Genomic DNA, 19,787 nt, shown 5'->3' with positions numbered 1-19,787 from the left:
CGGATGGAGAAACTGATAGGGAGACTCAGTTCGGAGATAACGCAGAACCGTGATGTGTCGATTCGGAACAGCGATATCTGGCAATTGCCGGTCATTTCATATGAAGTGTCTTTCGAGCGGGTCAAGCGGCTGAAAATGGACATCCTGATGAAAATGCTCTTATTCGCGTTTCAGCAATCCGAAATTCGCCGCGCGGCTGTCCTGGCTGATATGTTGTCGGTGGAAGAGCTGTTCGTCAGCGATTTGATCGACAAGATGCAGCGTACAGGACTGGTGCTGCTCGGAAAAAAAGGCTATGTGCTGACACCTAAAGGCCATGATTATCTGGACAAAGGCATTTTCGAGGAAGAGCTGGACGGGGAGCAGGCGATGATTTCCTATAGTGCAGCGCATGACGCTTATCGGTTAATCGAAACAGAGGATTCGCCGAATGAAGGAGAGTTTCCGGTCTATCGTTTTGCTGTGGAGAAGGACGTGGAAGAAGAGTCGATGCTCGAACTGCTCACAAATGAGAAAAGCTCGACAGAAGAAGGTTTTCAAATCCTTGTCGCTGGAATTGAGGATTTCGAAGAACTCGAAACCGTTTTTATTCCATTCATCGAATTTCAATGTTATGACCAGAAGCAGGATATTCTGTTTGCCCGAGTCTGGAATACAGGAACGGGTTTATGGGATGAAACGTTGGAGAAAGCGATTGAAGAGCGCGAACTTGTGGAATGGCGCGAAGCAATGAAAGCGGAAGTGGAGATTGCCGGGCAGAGTGAATGAAATAGGAAAAAGGTGCAGAGACGATTGTCGTTTCTGCACCTTTTTGTTTGGTTTTTTCGCTTTTCGTTTACGAAAAGCATGCATTTAGTGTTTAGATTTGAGATTTTGATAGAAGTGAACTCTATTATTATGTGAAACCGGCAAATTGCATCGCTATTTCCTATGATTTTTAAGACGTATAGACAGATATCGGCGTTCAGGAAATTAAATCGGCGCTCAGCAGATTATATCGGCGTTCAGGAAATTAAATCGGCGTTCGCCGATTTTTCACTCAAATCAAACCGCAACAAAAGGAGTGGAAACGATCGCCGCCTTCCACTTTTCTCCATTTACTGCTTATCATTTTTATACTGCATGTAAACCACTTGCGTAGCGAGGAAATCTTCCATGCCGTGCTTGCCATCGGCTCCGCCAAGGCCAGATTGGCGCATGCCGGCATGATAACCCTGTACGGCTTCGAAATTCTCACGGTTAACGTAAGTTTCGCCGAATTTCATTTCATTGACGACGCGCATCGCTTCATTGAGGTCGTCGGTGTAAACGGAAGAAGACAGACCGTATATCGTATCATTCGCTTTTTCGATCGCCTCATCCAACGTTTTGAATGTCGTGATGGGAAGGACAGGACCGAATACTTCTTCACGGATAATCTCTGAATCGTGTTCTACATTGGTCAATATCGTCGGTTTGTAGAAGAAGCCGCTTTCGAAGTCTGGTCGTTCTCCGCCGGCAGCGACTGTTGCGCCTTGCTCAACCGCCTGCTTGACCATGCTTTCCACGGTTTCAAGACGATCCTGGCTGATCAATGGGCCGACTTCCACATCTTTATTTTCACGCGGATTGCCCAATATCTTCGCTTCGAATGCTTTAACCAGCTTTTCGGTCAACGCTTCCGCGACACTTTCATGCACATAGACGCGCTCGGCGTTTGTGCAGGCTTGTCCCCCATTGGCAAGCCGAGAATCGGTGATGGCTTTAGCCGCCAAATCCAGATCAGCATTTTGGGTCACGATAGCCGGTGCCTTACCGCCTAACTCCAGATTGACTTTGGTGATATTCTGCGCAGCCGCTTCCATCACTTTTGTACCGGCCTGCACGCTGCCAGTCATCGTGATCATCTGCACTTTTTTATGAGCCGCCAGTGCATTGCCGATTTCAGATCCTGTGCCTGTCACCACGTTATAGACACCTGCTGGGATTTCATCCATTGCGTCTATGATCTTGGTGAATTCCATCGCTGTATTCGGCGTCTGCTGGCTCGGTTTGATGACGATGGTACAGCCAGTCACCAGTGCTGTAGCAACTTTTCGAGCGAGAATAAAGACCGGGAAGTTCCAGGGGATAATGCCGGCTACGACGCCGATCGGTTTTTTATAGATGAAGATATTCTCATTCGGACGGTCACTCGGCAGTATTTCGCCTTCAATCCTTCTGGCCCATTCGGACATATAATGGAAGTAATCGATGGCAAGATCCACTTCGCCGCTTGCCAGTTCATAGTCCTTCCCTTGTTCTTCCTGCAATAAATCGATGAATGTATCACGTCTTTCAGCGATTTTATCACCAAGCTTGCGGACGATTTTTCCGCGTTCGATATTTGGCGTCAATTCCCAGGCCTGCTGGGCTTGGAATGCAGCTTCTACTGCCTTATCCACGTCTTCCTCATTGCCTTTCGGAATTTGAGAAATCACTTCTTCAGTTGCCGGGTTGATGATATCAATCCATTCATTTCCGGTGGAATCTATATATTTGCCGTTCACATACAATTGATGTTTTTGCAAAGTAATTTCCTCCTAATTTTAAGACTATTTTATCTTTTCCCGTTGCTCGGATTATTAAACTGCAGAAGAAAACCCTCCCGAACCAAAGGATCCGGGAGGGTCTGTCAAGCTTGCTTTAATTTTCCGTTAATAGACGAAGGTTGCTCGATTCGTTCACAAACCAGAATTTCCCGCAGGAATAAACTCTTTTTCGCTATGCAGCGGTCGGTGATTCTAAAGCCTGCGTCCCGAATCATATGGTCGATGGATTCAATAGTGACCACCAGCAGTTTTTCAGCGAAAGGATGGGCGTCTTTCAGGATTCCCCGCTGTTCATCAGGTGTCGCATGCGTATAAAGGTTATAAGGCATATCGATAATTGCGACATCGTATTGCTCTGTAATGTCGGCGATTGGTCCCAATTCGACTGTTCCCCTCAAACCGAAATGCGCGATGTTCTCACGCGATCCGTCGACGACGAGCGGATTGATATCCCGTCCATCAATATTGATGCCCATGGATAAGGCTTCGACCAACACGGTGCCAATGCCGCAGCACGGATCGATCGCTTTGACGCCCACAGGATCAGGCACAGCAATATTGGCGATGGCCCGAGCCACTTTTGTGCTTAGCGCTGTAGAGTACTCACGCGGTTTCTGCTGGTGGCGAAACCAGATTGACTCGCTCAGCTGATACTTGCCGAAATACCAGCGGCCGCCAAACGGCATCAAACCGAAAGTGACGTCGGGTTCGTGGACATCAGCCCGCCCAGTAATGACTGCGCCGATTTGGCGTTCAATATCGCGTTTCTCCTGGTATCCCACTTTATCCGCCAAGGCCAGGTCATTAATTTTCGGGAAAATTACTTTAAAAGTAGCGGTTTCCATGTCCACATCAGCGGCTTGTTCTAAAATTCCTGAAAGTTCGGCGGCTTCAAACAGCACTTCCAGCCGCTCTTTGATGAATGGGCTTCTGCTCGGGTCGATGCCGACCGTACTCTTTATCATTCTTTCTTCAGTGTCTTTTCCGAAAAATGCGCGCATCTCCATTTGGCATAAGTCTTTCTCGTCGCCATGATAGGCATATGTGTAAATAAAATCACCAGTGGGTGTTAATCGTTTCAATTCATCCCGTCCTTCTAAGTCTTATAAAGCTATTATACCCATAAAGTTTCAAAACCACCGAAGCAAGCTCATTTCCCTGCCTTGAATTTCCTGTTTCCTGTATACTGGTACCGTATATAATATCTTGATTTTACATCGAAAGGGGCATTCCATTGGCCACGCAGCATGATTTTACACAAGGGCCGATTGCACGGCAGCTGTTCTATTTCTCAGGACCGATCATTTTGGCCAATCTCCTGCAGGTTTCCTATCAGCTGATCGACAGCCTGTGGGTCGGCAATCTGATCGGAGCAAACGCACTCGCCGCTGTCAGCTTATCCGGGACGGTGCTGTTTACGGTCCTTTCGTTTGTCATCGGCTTGAATAATGCGGCGCTGACCATTCTGTCCCAGCAAAAAGGGCGGGGAAGCGGGGAAGGGCTGCGCCGTTATTTGAACGCATTCGTCGTCCTGCTCGCCGGGATGTCGATCGGCCTTGGCATTATCGGCTTTATTCTTGCGGAACCACTGCTCCGGCTTGTAGGGACGCCGGAAGAGATTATGCCGATGGCTGCTGCTTATCTGAAGATTAACTTCATCGGGATGCTGTTCCTGTTCGGCTATAATTTCATCGGGACCGCACTCCGGTCAGTCGGCGATTCCAAGTCGCCGCTTTATTTTGTGGCGATTGCAGTTGTGTTGAATACGATTCTGGATCCGCTCTTCATTTCCGTCTTCGGCTGGGGGATCGAAGGAGCGGCTTATGCAACGATCGTTTCGCAGGGCGCCGCATTTTTCATCGGTTTCTTTTACATACGCAGTAAAAGGATTCTTCCATTCACTCATCCCTCCGTTCCGGCAAAGCGTGAAGTGCTCGATATTCTGAGACTCGGCATACCCGCAGGACTTCAAATGGGCGTCATTTCTGCAGGGGTGCTCGCCATCATGAGCGTCGTCGCTTCTTTTGGTCCGGCAGTCGTCGCAGGCTACGGCGCGGCGCAGAGGCTCGACAGCCTGATCATGCTGCCGGCACAGGCACTCGGCACGGCCATCAACTCGATGGCTGGACAAAATATCGGAGCGGGCCAATGGGACCGTGTGGAGCGGGTGACCCGCTACGGCTTCTTCTATAATCTTGCCGTCATGTTCATCATTGCAGCCGTCCTTTACATCTTTGCTGAACCTGCTGTCCGGCTGTTCCTGAAAGAAGAGGAGGCAGTTGAATTCGGCACCGAGTATTTGCGGGGCGTCGCTTTCTTTTATCCGTTCCTAGGAATTAATTTCATCCTGAACGGCACAGTCCGCGCAGCTGGCGCCATGTTCCAGGTGCTTGTTTTGAACATCCTGTCTTTTTGGGTGCTGCGCTATCCGCTCACTTATCTGTTCGCGGAGTGGTACGGGCAGGAGGGCATCGCGATCGGCATCGGTGTCTCATTCGTTATCTCAAGCGTTTTCGCTTATCTGTATTACCGATACGGCAAATGGTGGGAGATTGAGGCAATCAGCGAGGGCTGAGTTGTCGGCTTTGCAGTCTCCAAGCCCATTGAATTAGCGTAAGCACAAGAAACCTATTTTGGTGAAATTTTCTATAAAGATATCACAGGCATTAGTAAATATACCTGCAGAAAAGAGGACGTCCGCAAAATGGTTTTAACATTTGCGAACGTCCTTATTATTTACGTTTACGGAATTCGTAGAAAAATCAGATCCAACTCATATTATAAAAGCTGATAATACAAGCCGAACTTCGTATCATACCACAGCAATTTACTGTATTTTAGTTTTGGAATGCGAGCCTGAAGCCCCCACTCCGGAAATTGTTTGATCAGCTGTACCCGGTCGCCGGTCGCCAAAGCGAGGAAAGAGATATAATGTTCTTTCGTCATGGGATGATCACCGGATATATACCATTGCTGATCGATTTCTTCGACGGTCAGCTGTTCTTTAACTGTAGCCTTTTTGGCTTCAAGGGGCTCCAATTTTCTGCCGCAGCAGGAAATTGTGGCGTTGCCTGTAGCAAGCAAGATGTTTTGGCAATCCGTACAGACAAAATAATTCGATTTTTTCATATTGCCTCCTATAAATTCATTGGCCGGCAAAGAGCCGTCCAAAATATTTTCGATATTGACGCCGAACGCAGCGGATAAACCCGCCAGGAGCGAAACATCCGGAAATCCGTTGCCGCGTTCCCATTTGGAAATCGTCCGGTCCGAAACATTCAATCGCTCGGCCAATTGCTTTTGTGTCAGCCCCTGCTCTTTCCGGAGCCGATAAATCAGCGTTCCCACCTTTTTATTATCCATTGCCTCTCCTCCTAAACTCTTCTCATCTTATAAAACTCCCTGTCAAACCACAACCAACGCTTAGTAGAGTTGGAAGAAATAAAAATGGATATCACGAAAAAATTCTGATTCAAATATTTAAAGCATGTGCTACCCTTGGGTTAGAATAAAATGGAAAATGATTAATATTGTGAGGAATAAGTATAATTGCAGACCTTCTATGTGACTGGCTGACACATTAATTTTCCGCTGAGGGTAAGGGAGGAGAATGGACTTGAAAGTGACACACAAAATGGTCGACAAACAATTGCGGTTCAAAGGTATTTTGCTGGACCGGCTGGTGACAAAAAAGAGCGAAGAAGAGTTTATCGAAGCCATGCAAAAATCGAGAAAACAAATGACAAAATTGTATGTCGGCAAAAATGTGAGAGGACTGGACTGCAGTGAAGTGCTTGTCAGCCGCAAAGATGGTTCCGTTATCCGTGTCCGTATTTACAAACCGCTGCATAAAACTGGCGCGATGCCAGGTGTGCTATGGATCCACGGGGGAGGTTATGCGCAGGGAGTCCCGGAAATGAGCGGGGATATGTATAAGCGGCTGATCGACACGAGTGATTGCGTTATTGTGGCGCCGGATTACCGGCTGTCGATTGATGCCCCGTATCCGGCGGCGCTTGAAGACTGTTATGCAATTCTGTTATGGATGAAGAACCAAGCAACTGTCCTCGGAATCCGCGCTGACCAATTGATGGTCGGCGGGGAAAGTGCAGGCGGCGGGTTAAGTGTTGCGTTAGCTATGTATGCCAGGGATAAAGGCGAAGTGAATCTGGCATTTCAGATACCGCTTTATCCGATGATCGACGACCGGATGATGACAGAATCAGCAAAAGAAAATAACGCCTATGTCTGGAATTCGGATATGAACCGATGGGCGTGGAAATTGTATTTGGGTGAACTCTTTGGAAGTGATGATGTCCCTGTTTATGCGGCTCCAAGCCGTGCTACTGATTACAGTGATTTACCTCCTGCCGTCACTTTTGTGGGGGACATCGAACCGTTCCGTGACGAGACGATTGCATTTGTGGAGAAATTAAGAGAAGCCGGCGTTCCGGCAGAGTTCCAACTCTATCAGGGAGCATTCCACGGTTTTGATATCATCAGCCCGAAAGCGGACATCAGCAAGGCCGCCAGAGATTTCCTGATGAAAAATTTCAAGTACGCGACGGAGCATTATTTTGCGGAGCAGGAGCCACAGAAAAATTTAAAGCTTTAGACAAAATCGAATTTAATTCGACTGACCTGACGCTTTTTGATGAATTAAAGAAGTATTCATTAAAATAAAATAATTCACAAAATTTTAAAAAACAATGTTGACAGAATAATGAAAAGGAAGTTATAGTTTTAATATACGAAATGTAACCGGTTACATAAAGGTTACATTTTTTTATGTATGATATGTAACCGGTACCATAAAAGGTTATAAAATTTAATGAAAGATTTTATAAGCAAGGGGGTGTGATATGGCAACTATAAAAGAAGTTGCTAGGAAAGCGGGGATTTCGGTAGCTACTGTATCCAGAGTATTGAATGGAAACGGATATGTGAAAGAATCTACAAGAGAAAAAGTTCTCCAAGTAATTAAGGAAATGAACTATGTTCCTAACTCCATAGCAATAAGTTTAAATAATAAGAAAACAAGAACTATTGGATTGCTGTTACCTGATATTACAAATCCGTTTTTTGCTGAATTAGCAAAAGGGGTAGAGCAAATTGCAAAGGAAAAAGGATATACAGTAATTCTATGCAATTCCTATGAAGATCAACAAAATGAAATTGATCACGTCAAGATGCTAGAACAAAAATTTATTGATGGTTTAATTATGGCTTCTAATACATTTTCTCAGGAACAATTATCACGCATAAAAGTTCCAATCGTTTTAATTGACCGTGTTATGGGAGAGCAAATCTCTTCTGTGACCTCAAAAAATTATGAAGGAGCCATTCTGGCAATGAGGCATCTGCTAGATCGAGGCTGCAAAAAAATAGCACATATTTGCGGTCCATTGTCCATAGACACAGCGAAACAACGATTGCAAGGATATATTGAAGTTGCTAAAGAAAACAAATGGTACAGCGAAAGCTTAATCAAAAATGGAAATTATGAAATTGAATCAGGATTTTCTGCAACTATCAAATTGTTACAGGATAATCCTGATATCGATGGTATCTTTGCAGGCAATGATCTGATGGCTGTTGGTTGCCTGAAGGCTTTACATTCTCTAAAACGGAATGTACCTGATGAAATTGCAGTAATCGGTTTTGATGGAATTAATTTTTCGAAAATCACTATCCCGGAACTAAGCACTATTGCCCAGCCTATAATTGATATGGGTCTAGCAGCTACCTCAATTATTATTGATCAAATCGAGGGCGTTCTAGCAGGAAATGTTGTAAAAGAGTTGGATATTAAGATTGTCGAAAGAGAATCAACAAAAAGGTAGGTGAAATTCTAACATGCTATATATTCCCAAAATAACTGTTGTTGGTAGTGCGAATGTAGACTTTGTTATCCGGTCTGAACGCTTTCCAGAAAGTGGTGAAACAATTTTAGGGAAAGATTTTGCTCAATATATTGGAGGGAAAGGTGCTAACCAGGCAGTTGCAGCTGCCAGGCTTGGTGCGGAAGTATCACTGATTGCTGCAGTAGGAAATGATGTACACGGGGATCTTATCAGAGACCAATTGACGAAAGAAAAAGTGAATTTGGAAGGCCTTTTGCGAACTCCTGAAGCTGTAACCGGTATAGCTTCAATTGCTGTAACCGAAGAAGATAACAAGATCACTGTTATTCCGGGTGCGAATCACAAATTGACTCCAGCTTATATTTACGAAAAGGAATCAATAATTTCTAATTCTGACATTGTCATCATCCAATTAGAGATTCCTCTTGAAGTTGTTAGTACCGCATTAAAAATAGCGTATAAAAATCGAATCCCAATTATTTTGAATCCAGCACCTGCCAGCGTCCTGAAAGATGAAGATTTAGCAAAAGTGACATATTTGACTCCGAATATCAGTGAATTGGAAGAGTTGACAAAAGAATATAAATTGAATGAAACAGATATAGATGAGCAGTTTAGATATTTATTTAACAAAAAGGTAAAAAATATCATTGTAACTAGAGGGAAAGAAGGAGCCAGCTTCCGAACCCGAAAAGATTCTGAAATCCATCATATTCAAGGGGCGGCTGTGAAGCCCGTGGATACGACCGGCGCAGGAGATACATTTAATGGTGCTTTAGCATTTGGTCTAGTCGAATTTAAGGATTTGGAAAAGGCCATAATTTTCGCCAATAAGGCAGCTGCTTTGTCTGTAACCAAACATGGGGCACAAACAGGCATGCCATCTTTAGCAGAAGTTAAAGGCTTCAAAACTAATGTAAATAATATACAAAGGGGAGTTTCATTATGAAAAAATTATCATTGCTAACATTCGCAATTGCAGGAAGTTTGGTTTTGGGGGCATGTGGATCAGATTCCGATTCTGCTGATTCATCTTCGGGTGGTTCTTCTGAAAATCCGACAACAATTAAATTTTCATTAGACCAACCAGCATCACATATTTGGGTAAAAGCAACAAACGAATTTGCACGTCTAGTGGAAGAAAAAACTGAAGGCAGTGTGATAGTTGAAGTGCATGATTCAGCTTCATTAGGAACTCAACGAGAAGCTCTGGAAGGTATGGGAATTGGTACGATGGGTGGAACAGTGAGCTTGGAGCCTGTATCTGCCTGGGTAGAAGAAATTGGGATTTTTGGAGTCCCTTACTTGTTCGAAGGCGAAGAGCATTTAAACAAATTCTTAACCAGTGACTCAGGGAAAGAACTGGATAATCTAATGATTGATGAAGGATTTAGACCACTCACATATTTTATGAGAGCACCAAGACAAATTTCAAGTAACAGCAAGATTGAGACTGTGGAAGACTTACAGGGAATGAATATTCGAGTACCTGAATCACCTACAGCTCCTCCTGCGTTTGAAGCAATGGGTGCAAGAGTTGTAACATTGCCAATTTCTGAAGTTTACTCGGCGTTGCAGCAAAATGTAATTGACGCACAAGAAAATCCACTAACACAAATATATTCTGACAAATTTTATGAAGTACAAGATTACATCACATTATCAAATCACCAATATCAGGCTGCATATCTGATTATGAGCAATAAGATTTATGAGGAATTGTCGGATGAAGAGAGAGCTGCACTAGATGAAGCTGCTCAAGAAACGAAAGAATTCGAAAGTAATTTACATGTAGAAGAATTGGAAGCTGCTTATGCTGGACTTGAAGAAGCAGGTGTTGAAATTACTGAAGTTGATACAGCTCCATTTGCTGAAGCAGCATCAAAAGCTTATTCAGAATATGACGAAGTAATGCAGGAATGGATTGAAAAAGTACAATCGGTTCAATAATTCTAGGGGGGACCTCCCCTTTTAGGGGGAAGATAATGAGAAAAAAACTTGATTTCATAACAGTACTGGAATTTATTGCTTTTGTCCTCGTCGTATCCTTGGTTTTTATCATGTTCGTACAGGTGTTTTCAAGAAAGTTTCTAGATTCAATACCAGTATGGAGTGGCGAAGAAATTGCAACTTTGCTTTTGATATGGCTGGTTAACGTTGGAGCTGGGATAGCTGCCGGCCGTAATACGCATATTGCAATGGACTATGTAGTAGAAAAACTTCCTGAGAATTTCAGAAGAGCAACAGAGATTTTTGTTTACACTATTATTTGTTTGTTTCTGGCTTTTATTGCCTGGGTCAGTTTTCAGTTGGCTTGGGAAGGGAGAAATGCTTTTACAGCACGACTGAATATATCTATGTTTTGGATTCAAATCAGTATTTTCTCCGGTCTGGCAATAATGGTTTATTATTATGCAAAATTACTTTTTGATTCAGTCATTAATAGAAAAGATGAAAAAATAGTAGCTGAAAATGAAAAAAATTAAATCCTCTGATGAAAGGAGGGACATGTTGTGGCATTGCTTGTAATGGTTCTGTTGTTCTTTATCTTATTGGCTTTACGCTTTCCAATATTTGTTGTAATCGGTTTGTCATCACTTTCTTATATTTTACTCAGTGATATACCTCCTATTTTAATCGGCCAAAGAATTACCACACAGTTGTCCTCATTTTCGTTGCTTGCAATTCCTTTTTATTTATTGTTGGCTGCGATTTTGAATTCAGGAACAGCGACTGATCGATTAATCCGATTTGTCGTTTCGATCGTCGGGTACATTCGGGGAGGGTTAGGAATCGCTAATATAGGAATCAGCATGTTATTTGCCGGTATATCAGGCACTGCGGTAGCTGATACTGCTGGTTTAGGTAAAACACTGATTCCTGCAATGAAAAAAGAAGGGTATCCTTCAGCTTACGCGGCTGCAGTCACTGGAGCTTCTTCGACTGTTGGTCCGATTATTCCACCAAGTATAAATATAATCATTGCCGCGGTAACCGCGGGACTGTCAATCCAACAGTTGTTTCTGGCTGGTATTATTCCTGGACTTTTGATGGGAGTCGCAATGATGATTACTGCATATATAATTGCAGTTAAAAGAAGCTTCCCCAAATCAAATGACTTTCAAGTAACAGAAGTCTGGGAAAGTTTTAAGGGGTGCATTTGGGAATTACTGGTCATTGCATTCGTTTTGTATGGTATTATGGGAGGTCTATTTACTTCAACTGAGGCAGGGGCTATGGGTGTATTGGCTGCCATGGTTCTTGGCTTTGTCATTCGAAGAGATGTGAGTTTTAAAGCCTTTTACCAGTCTTGTATTGAAACAGCATCATTTACTGGAACAGTTTTAATTATTGTCGGATTTGCTGCTACATATGGATGGATTATAGCTTCAGAACGTATTCCACAAACTGTTTCAGAATCGATTCTACTAATTACTGTTGTACCAGTTCTCGCGATTTTATTAGTGAATTTAGTATTGTTTGTAGTAGGTTCGGTAATGGAAACAATCGCTTCACTGGTGATTGTTTTACCCACAGTATTAGTGTTGGGGGACACACTTGGAATAGATCCAATACAGATGACGATGATAGTAGTTATCAACTTGACACTAGGCTTGTTGACCCCTCCTATCGGAATTGTATTATTCATTGTTACTTCTATCAGTAAAGATAAGTTAGGAGCTGTAGTAAAAGAAGTAATGCCATTCTTTGCGGCTAACGTGGCAATTCTTTTATTGGTTATTTTAATTCCTGATTTGACATTATGGTTACCAGAGATTTTTGGTAAATAATACTTTAAAAGGCGGAGATATAAAATGAAACTAGCTATTGGTTCTGATCATGCGGGCTTTCCATTAAAAGCATCAGTGTTAGAGTACTTAGAAAAAGAAGGACACGAGGTTATCGATTTCGGTTCATATAACCCTGAACCAGTAGACTTTCCTGTAATTACAAAGAAAGTGTGTCAGGCTGTTTTAGATGAAGAGGCAGATCGCGGTATTATGATATGTGGAACAGGAGTAGGTGCTAGTATCGCTGCAAACAAAGTGCCAGGCATTCGTGCTTCTGTATGCCACGATATTTATAGTGCACATCAATGTGTAGAGCATGATAATGTTAATGTTATGGCTATTGGTGCACAAATTGTCGGGCACTCTGTTGCACAGGAACTTATCGGTATCTTTTTAAATTCAGAGTTCAGTACTTCAGAAGAATTTAGACGACGTGTAGCGATGTTGGATGAAATGGATGGTAATTTGAAAGGTTAAAAAGCAAAAAGTATAAAAAATCTCCCAGGCACCTTTATCTGGGAGATTTTTTTACTTCATACCAATTTAATTGTCACGAAAATCAATATCCACTCTTCACAACCGGACAGCTCGGATCGCTCGTCCATTCGTTCATCGAACCATCGTAAACAGCAACATTTGGTTGGCCCAGGCTATTAAGCAAAAGTGCATTCCAAGTAGCGGCAATGCCACCGCCGCAATAGGTGATGACTTTTTTAGATGGATCGAGAGCGCCTGTTCCTTCAAATGAGGCGCGCAATTGCTCTTCATTATAGAGTGCTTTGGTTTCTTCATCGGCATGGGCGCCGAAAAAGACATTCGTACTGCTCGGGATATGTGCGGCCTGGAATTCTTCAGGCGACAGGCTGTTCAGCAGGACGGTTTGCTCATCGTCCATCGCTTTTCTGACGTCTTCTTTTGTCGCCAGCATATCTGTGCGGCGCTTGCCGGAGAAATTTGCTGCCGGGTAAGAAAGCTGCTCCGTGGATATTTCACGGCCTTCCGCCTGCCATTTCTGCAATCCGCCTTCAAGAATGGCCACGCTGTCATACCCTTCGTAGCGCATTTGCCACGCGAGGCGGGAGGCCCAATACGACGCCGCAACCGATTCGCCCACCAATGCGTTCTGATCGTAGATGACTGTATATGTGTCATCGCCGATTCCAAGTTCCGTCAATTTTTTCACGAAAGCATCTCGGGACGGTACTGTAAAAGGAAGCTCGGATTCCTTGTCTGATAGTTCACCGACCAGATCAGCATATACTGCTCCAGGGATGTGGCCTTGTTCATAGGAAGCTTTTCCGGATTCGACATTTGGCGGTCCACCGCCTTCGGGGAATTTCATGAATACAGTGGCATCCACGATTCGCAGCTTGGAATCCTCCAAGTGCTCCGCCAGCCAGTCGGTTGAAACGATTAATGGAATATCATTCATCTGGAACTCCTCCTTTGCATCTTTGATTCAACTCTAAGGTTAATGAATGAAGACGTCAAAAGTTAAGCGTGAAATTCAGGTGGCGGATCAGCAGGTGCCGATTCAGTTACAGGATTTCATCTTGTTTGATTACTGGAGTTTGAAGGTATATTACGAATGTCGAGAAAATTCAAAGGAGGAGCTTTCAATGGATTTCAAAGATCATGGAAAAGAACCGTATGTATTGAATATTGAAGACGCAACAGAAGAAAACAGTAATTTTCGTACAACGATCTGGACAGGTGAAAATCTGCAGGTTACGTTGATGAGCGTGGAACCGGGTGACGACCTTGGCTTGGAAAAACACGAAGGCGACCAATTTCTCCGCATTGAAGACGGCAAAGGCTTTGTGCAGATGGGCGACAGCGAAGACAATCTGACGTTCGAAGAAAATGCCGGGGAAGATTACGCCATCATGATTCCCGCCGGAAAATACCATAATGTAACCAATAACGGCGATGAACTGTTAAAAATCTATTCAATCTATGCCCCGCCTGAACATCCGGTTAGCACAGTCCATAAGACAAAAGCTGAAGCGGATGCTGCAGAAGAGGAAGAAGAATAAAATAACGAACACCAAAGGGCATCCATTCGTTTGGATGCCCTTTGGTGTTCGACAGCTTATACTTTTCTGATCTCATCTGCCAAATCAGGAAGCCCGTCCAGAAAAATATGGTCATTTCCCGGAATTTGCCTCACGGTCGCTTTCGGCAGATTTTCCATATACCTTTCCATGTGTTCAAAAGGTACGATATCATCGCCGATACTGTGGAAAAGGACAACATCAGGCAATAATGAGCTTCGTGATGAAAAGTCCTCAACCAGATGGAAATCTTCCAATTGCCATTCTTCGTTCATCCCCCAAAAAGGGGCGGCAATTGAAATTACTTTTTCAAACGTTTTCCCCAGCTCTTCTTCAGACAGGATTTTGAACAGAGCTGACCCGCCGATGGAATGGCCAATCAGTACGCTGCCGTCTTCCAAAGCCGCCAGTTCTTCTTTTAAAACGTTTCTCCATTCGCTGTACTTGGGGTTTTCAGGATCAGGCATCCGGGGAGCTGACACCTCATATCCAGGCCCCAGTTCATTTTTAAGATGCCGCAGCAATCCGCTGCTTCCTTGCTGGTCTCCTTGAGGGCCGCCGCTATGGATGAATAAAACCTGTTTCGCCACTGTAAACGTCTCCTTTGTGTTTCCATAATTCAAAAGGATTTTTGGTTGATTGACTAAAAACAATTTAAGGATTGTCCTGGTAAACAGCCTGCGTACTGGATGGAAGAGTCAAAAGTTCAAGCAATTGGTCCACAACTTTTTGGCGTGTGATCCTGAAAGTATGGTCGCCGGCAGGGGTATCGACATCAAAAGGTTCATCTGTCTTCAAATGGGCGCCGGCAGTTGACACCAGCGCGACTTTGCATAGGTTCAAAGGCTTTGATAAAAAAGCTTCAGCCGGGTCCGTGTGTCCCCTCATATGGCTCATGGTGAATTTTTTATAGGCTTCAGTGAAATTACCAGAGAAAGTCCGCGACATTTTCGATATGATCTTCGTCTTCATTTTCATGGATCCGCATTCCTCCGTTCCGGCGCTGATTAATGTTAATAATTCGCTGTCGCATTGCAAACTCCTTCATTCCAATAGCGGTTAGTTGACAGGCGGCATGAACCGTTCTATAGTTCAATCAATTTCAAATGGAAGGCGGAGAAGCGAGCGATGAAACTGTACAATGAATTGGCAGACTGGTGGCCGTTGATGTCTCCCCACACGGAATACGAAGAAGAAGCAGGGCTGTATCTCGAAATCGTAAAGCGCTATCATCCGGATATCCAAAAAGCGGTTGAATTCGGTTCAGGAGGGGGAAGCAATGCCTATTATCTGAAACGGCATTTTTCCATGACATTGACGGATCTGTCGCCGAATATGCTGAAGGTCAGCCGTGAATTAAATCCGGACTGTGAACACATCGAAGGGGATATGCGGAATCTGGATCTCGGTGAAGAATTCGATCTGGTTTTCATCCATGATGCGATTACTTATTTTACGGACAAATCCGATTTGCTGGCAGTGATGCATAATGCAAAAAAACATTTGAATAAAAAAGGCATTCTCATGATCATGACCGATCAGTTTGAGGAAACTTTCAAACCGAGCACAGGCCACGGAGGCAGCGATCAGGGCAAGCGCGGAATGCGTTATCTGGAATGGACCTACGACAACGATCCTGAAGATAAAACGACGGAGACTGAATATGTCTACGTGATGCGCGAAGAGGACGGGAGGGTTGTCAGAGAGTTCGACCATTCCAAAGACGGCCTCTTTTCAATGCCGGAATGGGAGGGATTATTGGCGCAGGCCGGGTTTCAGGCGCATTTTGAGCGGGTTGAATACGAAGATGTTGAAGGGAATTTCTTTGCGATTGTGGCGACTTTTTAGTTTCTCCGTAAATTAGCTGAACAATGCCTGAACGCACCTGTATCGTTAATGATCAGGTGTGTTTTTATTTTGCCCTTCAGCAACTTGCGGTTTTGTATTTGCGAAAGTAATTTTTTCAGGATGAAAATCGGGTATACAAACAATAACAGAAGCTTGGATCAGGGGTGATGGTAATGGACTTTTTGCCTGCAGATTATATGGTCGTCACGGTGCGCCTTCTTATGGCAGCGGTGCTGAGCGGAATAATCGGAATCGAACGAGAAACGAAAAAACAGCCTGCCGGCCTCCGCACGCATCTTTTGGTCGGCACAGGGGCGTGTCTGATGATGATCCTCTCTGTCACAGGTTTTGATAATTACATCAATACGGTAAGCGGCCCCCTGCAGTTTGATCCTTCCCGTATCCCATCCTATGTCATTAGCGGCATTGGTTTCCTCGGGGCCGGAACGATAATTGTCAACCGGGGATCCGTAAAAGGGCTTGCCACTGCCGCTTCGATTTGGGTGGCTGCCGGATTGGGACTGGTAATCGGCATCGGCATGTACTACGTAGCTGTTTTATCGACATTGATCGTCATCGGGACTTTATATGTGCTGGGCGAGGTGGAGAGAAAATACATCTCGAAGCATAAACAGAAACAAATCATCATCATTGCGGAAGACCAGGAAGAAATGTTCGCGAATCTAAGCGGATTATTTATAAACAACGACCTTGAAGTGACAGACTTTCAAATTGAAGAAGTGGACGCATATTCTGAAAAACAAGTGTCGAAATATATCTTTTCCCTAAATGAGGGAAAGGTCCAAAATGAAATGGAGCTGGTTAAAGAAATCCAGAAGCTGGGAGGGGTCGCGAAGGTGATTGTTTAATATGGATTAAAAAGCAGAAGAATTTTTAGCGGAAAAAAATAAGGAACGCATCCGAAATCAGAAAAATTCCGGATGCGTTTTTTAAATAGGACCTTAAATGTGATGCCAGTCATTTTATCACTCAGTCTTTCGGTTTGCCGCCTTCTGAAGCTCCGATGCCCGCACCAAGTGCTATGCCTATTGCTATGCCGACTGCGAGATTGTCCATTGCCATGCCAATTGCAACTCCAAGAGCGATACCAACTCCCATACCCATGCCAACGTTCTGTTTTGTTTTGCTTTTGCCAGCCACTTTATCACTCCTCTCTGTTGGAATCCTGTTGTTATTTACTACGGTTGAGCAATGCAAAAGTTTCATGAATCATCAATGTCCCGTTTCTCCATATGTAATCCATTCCCTGTTTAAGCGTCGGCTAAAATGGTTCAGGGCATAAAAAAGGATTGTCTGATCTATTGGGAGAATAGATAAGCAATCAATTATTTTTCAGGGGTCCACGCTTTTGACAGGAGAAGGATGAGAGGGAGGAAGAAGATGAAAATCTTGATTCTTGGAGGCACACGATTTTTAGGCAGGTTCCTAACCGAAAAGGCATTGCAAAACGGCCATGAAGTGACTTTGTTCAATAGAGGCCAGTCGGCTCCGGAGCTGTTTCCGGATGTCGAGAAACTGATTGGCGACCGGAACGGCAGCCTTGAAGCACTGAAGGGGCACAGCTGGGATGCGGTCATCGATCCGAGCGGCTACCTGCCGTGGTCAGTCGCTGAGTCAGCGGAATTGCTTGCGGAAACAGCCGGGCATTATACATTCATCTCAAGTGCGTCGGTTTATGATCAATTGGACCAGCCGGTGATTGATGAGAATCACTCAGTCGGCAGATTATCGGCAGAAAGAATCGAAGAATTGAAACCGATGGAACCGGCAAAGGCGATAGGTGAAAATTATGGCGAATTGAAATACCTGTGTGAACAGGAAGTGGAACGGGTTTTTCCGGGACGCAGTTTAATTGTCCGCCCAGGACTGATCGTCGGTCCCTATGATGTAACGGATCGTTTCAGTTATTGGGTCAACCGCATCGCAAAAGGCGGAGAAGTGCTGGCGCCCGGACGCCGCGATAAGCGGATCCAGTTTATCGATGTACGCGATTTGGCAGAGTGGATCATCCGGATGGTTGAGTCGAAAGCCAGCGGCACTTTCAATGCTGCAGGGCCAGAATCGGAATTGACGATGGAGGAATTCCTGGATACATGCAAAGAAACTATTGGAAGCAAAGTCAATCTGGTCTGGGTCGAGGAAAGATTTTTGCTGGGCCACGAAGTGGACGGATGGACCGATATGCCGCTGTGGATTCCTGACAGTGCGAATATGCCGGGCTTCCTGTCCGTCAGCATTCAAAAAGCAAGGGTTGCCGGACTGAATTTTCGTCCGCTGGAGGAAACCATCCGAGATACGCTTGCATGGGAATCGGCGCGCAACGGAACTGAGAAGAAAGCGGGATTGGATCCTGATAAGGAAAGAGCGGTGCTCAAAGATTGGAATAAAAAAGGATTTTAAAATAAAAGGCAATACTCTCCAAAAATATCGGGGTTTGTTATAAGATAAGAGTCAACGGCACCTTCGAAAGGGGTGATATCAGGTGACAAGCAAATCTCGAATGTCAGCGTCAGGAAAAACCCATGCAAAGCCTGTGATACAGAATGGCGATACTTTGCGTGGGGCAAGCAAGAATTAGTTCGCCCGTAAATGTGTCATTCGAACATGGCGTCCTTATAAATATCCAATCAAACAATAAGGAGTGTTTCAAAATGATACATGTAAAAGAAACTAGTGATAACCAAGGAACAGCTGGAGAACGTCCGGAAGCGTTTATCCAGAACGACCAGTTCAACTTTATCAAAGGCCAGGCGAAGAACCTGGTCAATGGCAAAGCGAGCAGCAGCGACGCGGAAGTGCTGAGTGTCCTGCGCCACCTGGCACAGGAAAAGGTTTTTGGATTATTCCCATCTTTGAGCGAAGCACAAAAAGCGGTTTTGAAACCTTTGACCGGAGTGAAGGAAACGGCGGAAGCCGAAGCATTTCTCGAACAGCTGTCTGCGTATTTGCTCCCGTTCAAAAGTGTGACGGACCAGGGTTTGAAGAAATTATTCCCGAAAGCGAAAAAGCTTAAAGGGCCGAAGCTCGATACGGTTGATTTTAAAAAGCTGTCCTATCTCGGCTGGATTGAGAGTTCAACGCTCATGTACCTGGTCATTGAAAAAGATGGCCGCCTCGAAGGCATCCATGGCAGCTTCAATCGAAGCGCGAAACACGGAATTTGCTCGATCTGCAATAAACACAGCGAAGTAGGTCTGTTCACCGCTAAGACAAAAGGTTCAAGCCAGGATAATTTCGTCAAGCGCGGCAATTATATTTGCCAGGATAACAGTGCCTGCAATAACAATATCGATACCTTGGAGCGGCTCCATGATTTTGTGGAACGGCTGCAGAAATAATCAATAAGAGGAACTTTCCGGGAAACCGGAAAGTTTTTTTATGTCCAGTTATAATTGTCGATTCGGGGTTGGGAAAATTTTTGTCTGTTCAGGAGCAGTTTTTTTGCTAAAAGGAAATTGACTAGTCGTTTTACGGATGTTTTTGATATTTTTTTAGCTTATAAGAATTAAATGTGAAATTTTTATAGGTACTTACAGCTTGTTTGTTTGAGTAGAGGTTGGGAAATATTTCTGTCTATTGATTTGAAAAATTTGTCAGTTTACTATCATAGATAAGTTGCGTTTCTTTTATACTTTTTCT

Annotated in this window: 21 protein-coding genes; 14 read left to right on the top strand and 7 right to left on the bottom strand. The window is 44.3% G+C overall.

Going from position 1 to position 19,787, the window contains the following annotated elements:
• The first annotated feature begins 3 nt into the window (after positions 1–3).
• Entirely contained in the window at positions 4–768 is a 765-nt protein-coding gene (locus AC2Q9J_RS13595; RefSeq protein WP_499040743.1) for a hypothetical protein, read from the top strand.
• 329 nt (positions 769–1,097) lie between these two features.
• On the opposite strand, the gene aldA is transcribed toward AC2Q9J_RS13595, so the two are convergent.
• Complete coding sequence (gene aldA, locus AC2Q9J_RS13590; protein WP_499040741.1) at positions 1,098–2,549, bottom strand: aldehyde dehydrogenase; 1,452 nt, start codon at positions 2,547–2,549, stop codon at positions 1,098–1,100.
• A 104-nt stretch (positions 2,550–2,653) separates the two neighbouring features.
• Positions 2,654–3,652 (bottom strand): TRM11 family SAM-dependent methyltransferase, encoded by a 999-nt coding sequence (locus tag AC2Q9J_RS13585; RefSeq protein ID WP_499040739.1) that lies wholly within the window; start codon positions 3,650–3,652, stop codon positions 2,654–2,656.
• 152 nt (positions 3,653–3,804) lie between these two features.
• Between AC2Q9J_RS13585 and AC2Q9J_RS13580 the strand changes: the two genes are divergently transcribed.
• Positions 3,805–5,145 carry an MATE family efflux transporter gene (locus tag AC2Q9J_RS13580; RefSeq protein ID WP_499040738.1) on the top strand — a complete coding sequence of 447 codons (1,341 nt, stop codon included), beginning with the start codon at positions 3,805–3,807 and terminating at the stop codon, positions 5,143–5,145.
• Between the two features lie 203 nt (positions 5,146–5,348).
• Here AC2Q9J_RS13580 and AC2Q9J_RS13575 read toward each other — a convergent pair whose 3' ends face one another.
• Positions 5,349–5,933 carry a helix-turn-helix domain-containing protein gene (locus AC2Q9J_RS13575; RefSeq protein ID WP_499040736.1) on the bottom strand — a complete coding sequence of 195 codons (585 nt, stop codon included), beginning with the start codon at positions 5,931–5,933 and terminating at the stop codon, positions 5,349–5,351.
• Positions 5,934–6,192: 259 nt separating this feature from the next.
• On the opposite strand from AC2Q9J_RS13575, the gene AC2Q9J_RS13570 reads away from it, so the two are divergent.
• The 7 genes from AC2Q9J_RS13570 (at position 6,193) to rpiB (ending at position 12,702) form a co-directional block, all read left to right on the top strand.
• Positions 6,193–7,185, top strand: a complete 993-nt coding sequence (locus AC2Q9J_RS13570) for an alpha/beta hydrolase (RefSeq protein ID WP_499041067.1) — start codon at positions 6,193–6,195, stop codon at positions 7,183–7,185.
• Positions 7,186–7,432: 247 nt separating this feature from the next.
• On the top strand, positions 7,433–8,413 hold the full coding sequence (locus tag AC2Q9J_RS13565; RefSeq protein WP_499040734.1) for a LacI family DNA-binding transcriptional regulator: 981 nt from the start codon (positions 7,433–7,435) through the stop codon (positions 8,411–8,413).
• 13 nt (positions 8,414–8,426) lie between these two features.
• Positions 8,427–9,383: a ribokinase gene (gene rbsK / locus AC2Q9J_RS13560; protein ID WP_499040732.1), complete on the top strand. Its 957-nt coding sequence runs from the start codon at positions 8,427–8,429 to the stop codon at positions 9,381–9,383.
• Entirely contained in the window at positions 9,380–10,384 is a 1,005-nt protein-coding gene (locus AC2Q9J_RS13555) for a TRAP transporter substrate-binding protein (protein ID WP_499040730.1), read from the top strand. The genes rbsK and AC2Q9J_RS13555 overlap by 4 nt, the downstream gene beginning before the upstream one ends.
• Before the next feature lie 35 nt (positions 10,385–10,419).
• A complete protein-coding gene (locus AC2Q9J_RS13550) occupies positions 10,420–10,920 on the top strand; it encodes a TRAP transporter small permease (RefSeq protein ID WP_499040729.1) in 501 nt (166 codons plus the stop codon).
• A 27-nt stretch (positions 10,921–10,947) separates the two neighbouring features.
• Complete coding sequence (locus AC2Q9J_RS13545; RefSeq protein ID WP_499040727.1) at positions 10,948–12,225, top strand: TRAP transporter large permease; 1,278 nt, start codon at positions 10,948–10,950, stop codon at positions 12,223–12,225.
• 24 nt (positions 12,226–12,249) lie between these two features.
• The gene (gene rpiB, locus AC2Q9J_RS13540) at positions 12,250–12,702 is read left to right on the top strand and encodes a ribose 5-phosphate isomerase B (protein WP_499040725.1); all 453 of its coding nucleotides are present in this window, start codon (positions 12,250–12,252) and stop codon (positions 12,700–12,702) included.
• A gap of 82 nt (positions 12,703–12,784) precedes the next feature.
• On the opposite strand, the gene AC2Q9J_RS13535 is transcribed toward rpiB, so the two are convergent.
• Entirely contained in the window at positions 12,785–13,657 is an 873-nt protein-coding gene (locus AC2Q9J_RS13535) for a sulfurtransferase (protein ID WP_499040723.1), read from the bottom strand.
• Between the two features lie 187 nt (positions 13,658–13,844).
• Here AC2Q9J_RS13535 and AC2Q9J_RS13530 point away from each other — a divergent pair, with 187 nt between their 5' ends.
• Positions 13,845–14,261, top strand: a complete 417-nt coding sequence (locus AC2Q9J_RS13530; protein ID WP_499040722.1) for a cupin domain-containing protein — start codon at positions 13,845–13,847, stop codon at positions 14,259–14,261.
• Positions 14,262–14,317: 56 nt separating this feature from the next.
• Here the strand turns inward: AC2Q9J_RS13530 and AC2Q9J_RS13525 are convergent, their stop codons facing one another.
• Both AC2Q9J_RS13525 and AC2Q9J_RS13520 read right to left on the bottom strand, forming a co-directional pair.
• A complete protein-coding gene (locus AC2Q9J_RS13525) occupies positions 14,318–14,869 on the bottom strand; it encodes an alpha/beta hydrolase (RefSeq protein WP_499040721.1) in 552 nt (183 codons plus the stop codon).
• A 64-nt stretch (positions 14,870–14,933) separates the two neighbouring features.
• Positions 14,934–15,257, bottom strand: coding sequence for a hypothetical protein (locus AC2Q9J_RS13520; RefSeq protein ID WP_499040719.1), 324 nt, complete (start codon positions 15,255–15,257; stop codon positions 14,934–14,936).
• A gap of 150 nt (positions 15,258–15,407) precedes the next feature.
• On the opposite strand from AC2Q9J_RS13520, the gene AC2Q9J_RS13515 reads away from it, so the two are divergent.
• Entirely contained in the window at positions 15,408–16,127 is a 720-nt protein-coding gene (locus AC2Q9J_RS13515) for a class I SAM-dependent methyltransferase (protein WP_499040718.1), read from the top strand.
• 173 nt (positions 16,128–16,300) lie between these two features.
• Positions 16,301–16,996, top strand: coding sequence for an MgtC/SapB family protein (locus tag AC2Q9J_RS13510; protein ID WP_499040716.1), 696 nt, complete (start codon positions 16,301–16,303; stop codon positions 16,994–16,996).
• Between the two features lie 121 nt (positions 16,997–17,117).
• Here the strand turns inward: AC2Q9J_RS13510 and AC2Q9J_RS13505 are convergent, their stop codons facing one another.
• Positions 17,118–17,288, bottom strand: coding sequence for a glycine zipper domain-containing protein (locus AC2Q9J_RS13505; RefSeq protein ID WP_499040715.1), 171 nt, complete (start codon positions 17,286–17,288; stop codon positions 17,118–17,120).
• A 240-nt stretch (positions 17,289–17,528) separates the two neighbouring features.
• On the opposite strand from AC2Q9J_RS13505, the gene AC2Q9J_RS13500 reads away from it, so the two are divergent.
• Both AC2Q9J_RS13500 and AC2Q9J_RS13495 read left to right on the top strand, forming a co-directional pair.
• Complete coding sequence (locus tag AC2Q9J_RS13500) at positions 17,529–18,548, top strand: SDR family oxidoreductase (protein ID WP_499040713.1); 1,020 nt, start codon at positions 17,529–17,531, stop codon at positions 18,546–18,548.
• Between the two features lie 251 nt (positions 18,549–18,799).
• Positions 18,800–19,486 (top strand): FusB/FusC family EF-G-binding protein, encoded by a 687-nt coding sequence (locus AC2Q9J_RS13495; protein WP_499040711.1) that lies wholly within the window; start codon positions 18,800–18,802, stop codon positions 19,484–19,486.
• Positions 19,487–19,787: the final 301 nt, after the last annotated feature.

The organism is Planococcus sp. RAB007_Raresut (assembly GCF_057369535.1).
This window is presented reverse-complemented; position numbering and strand designations above follow the sequence as displayed.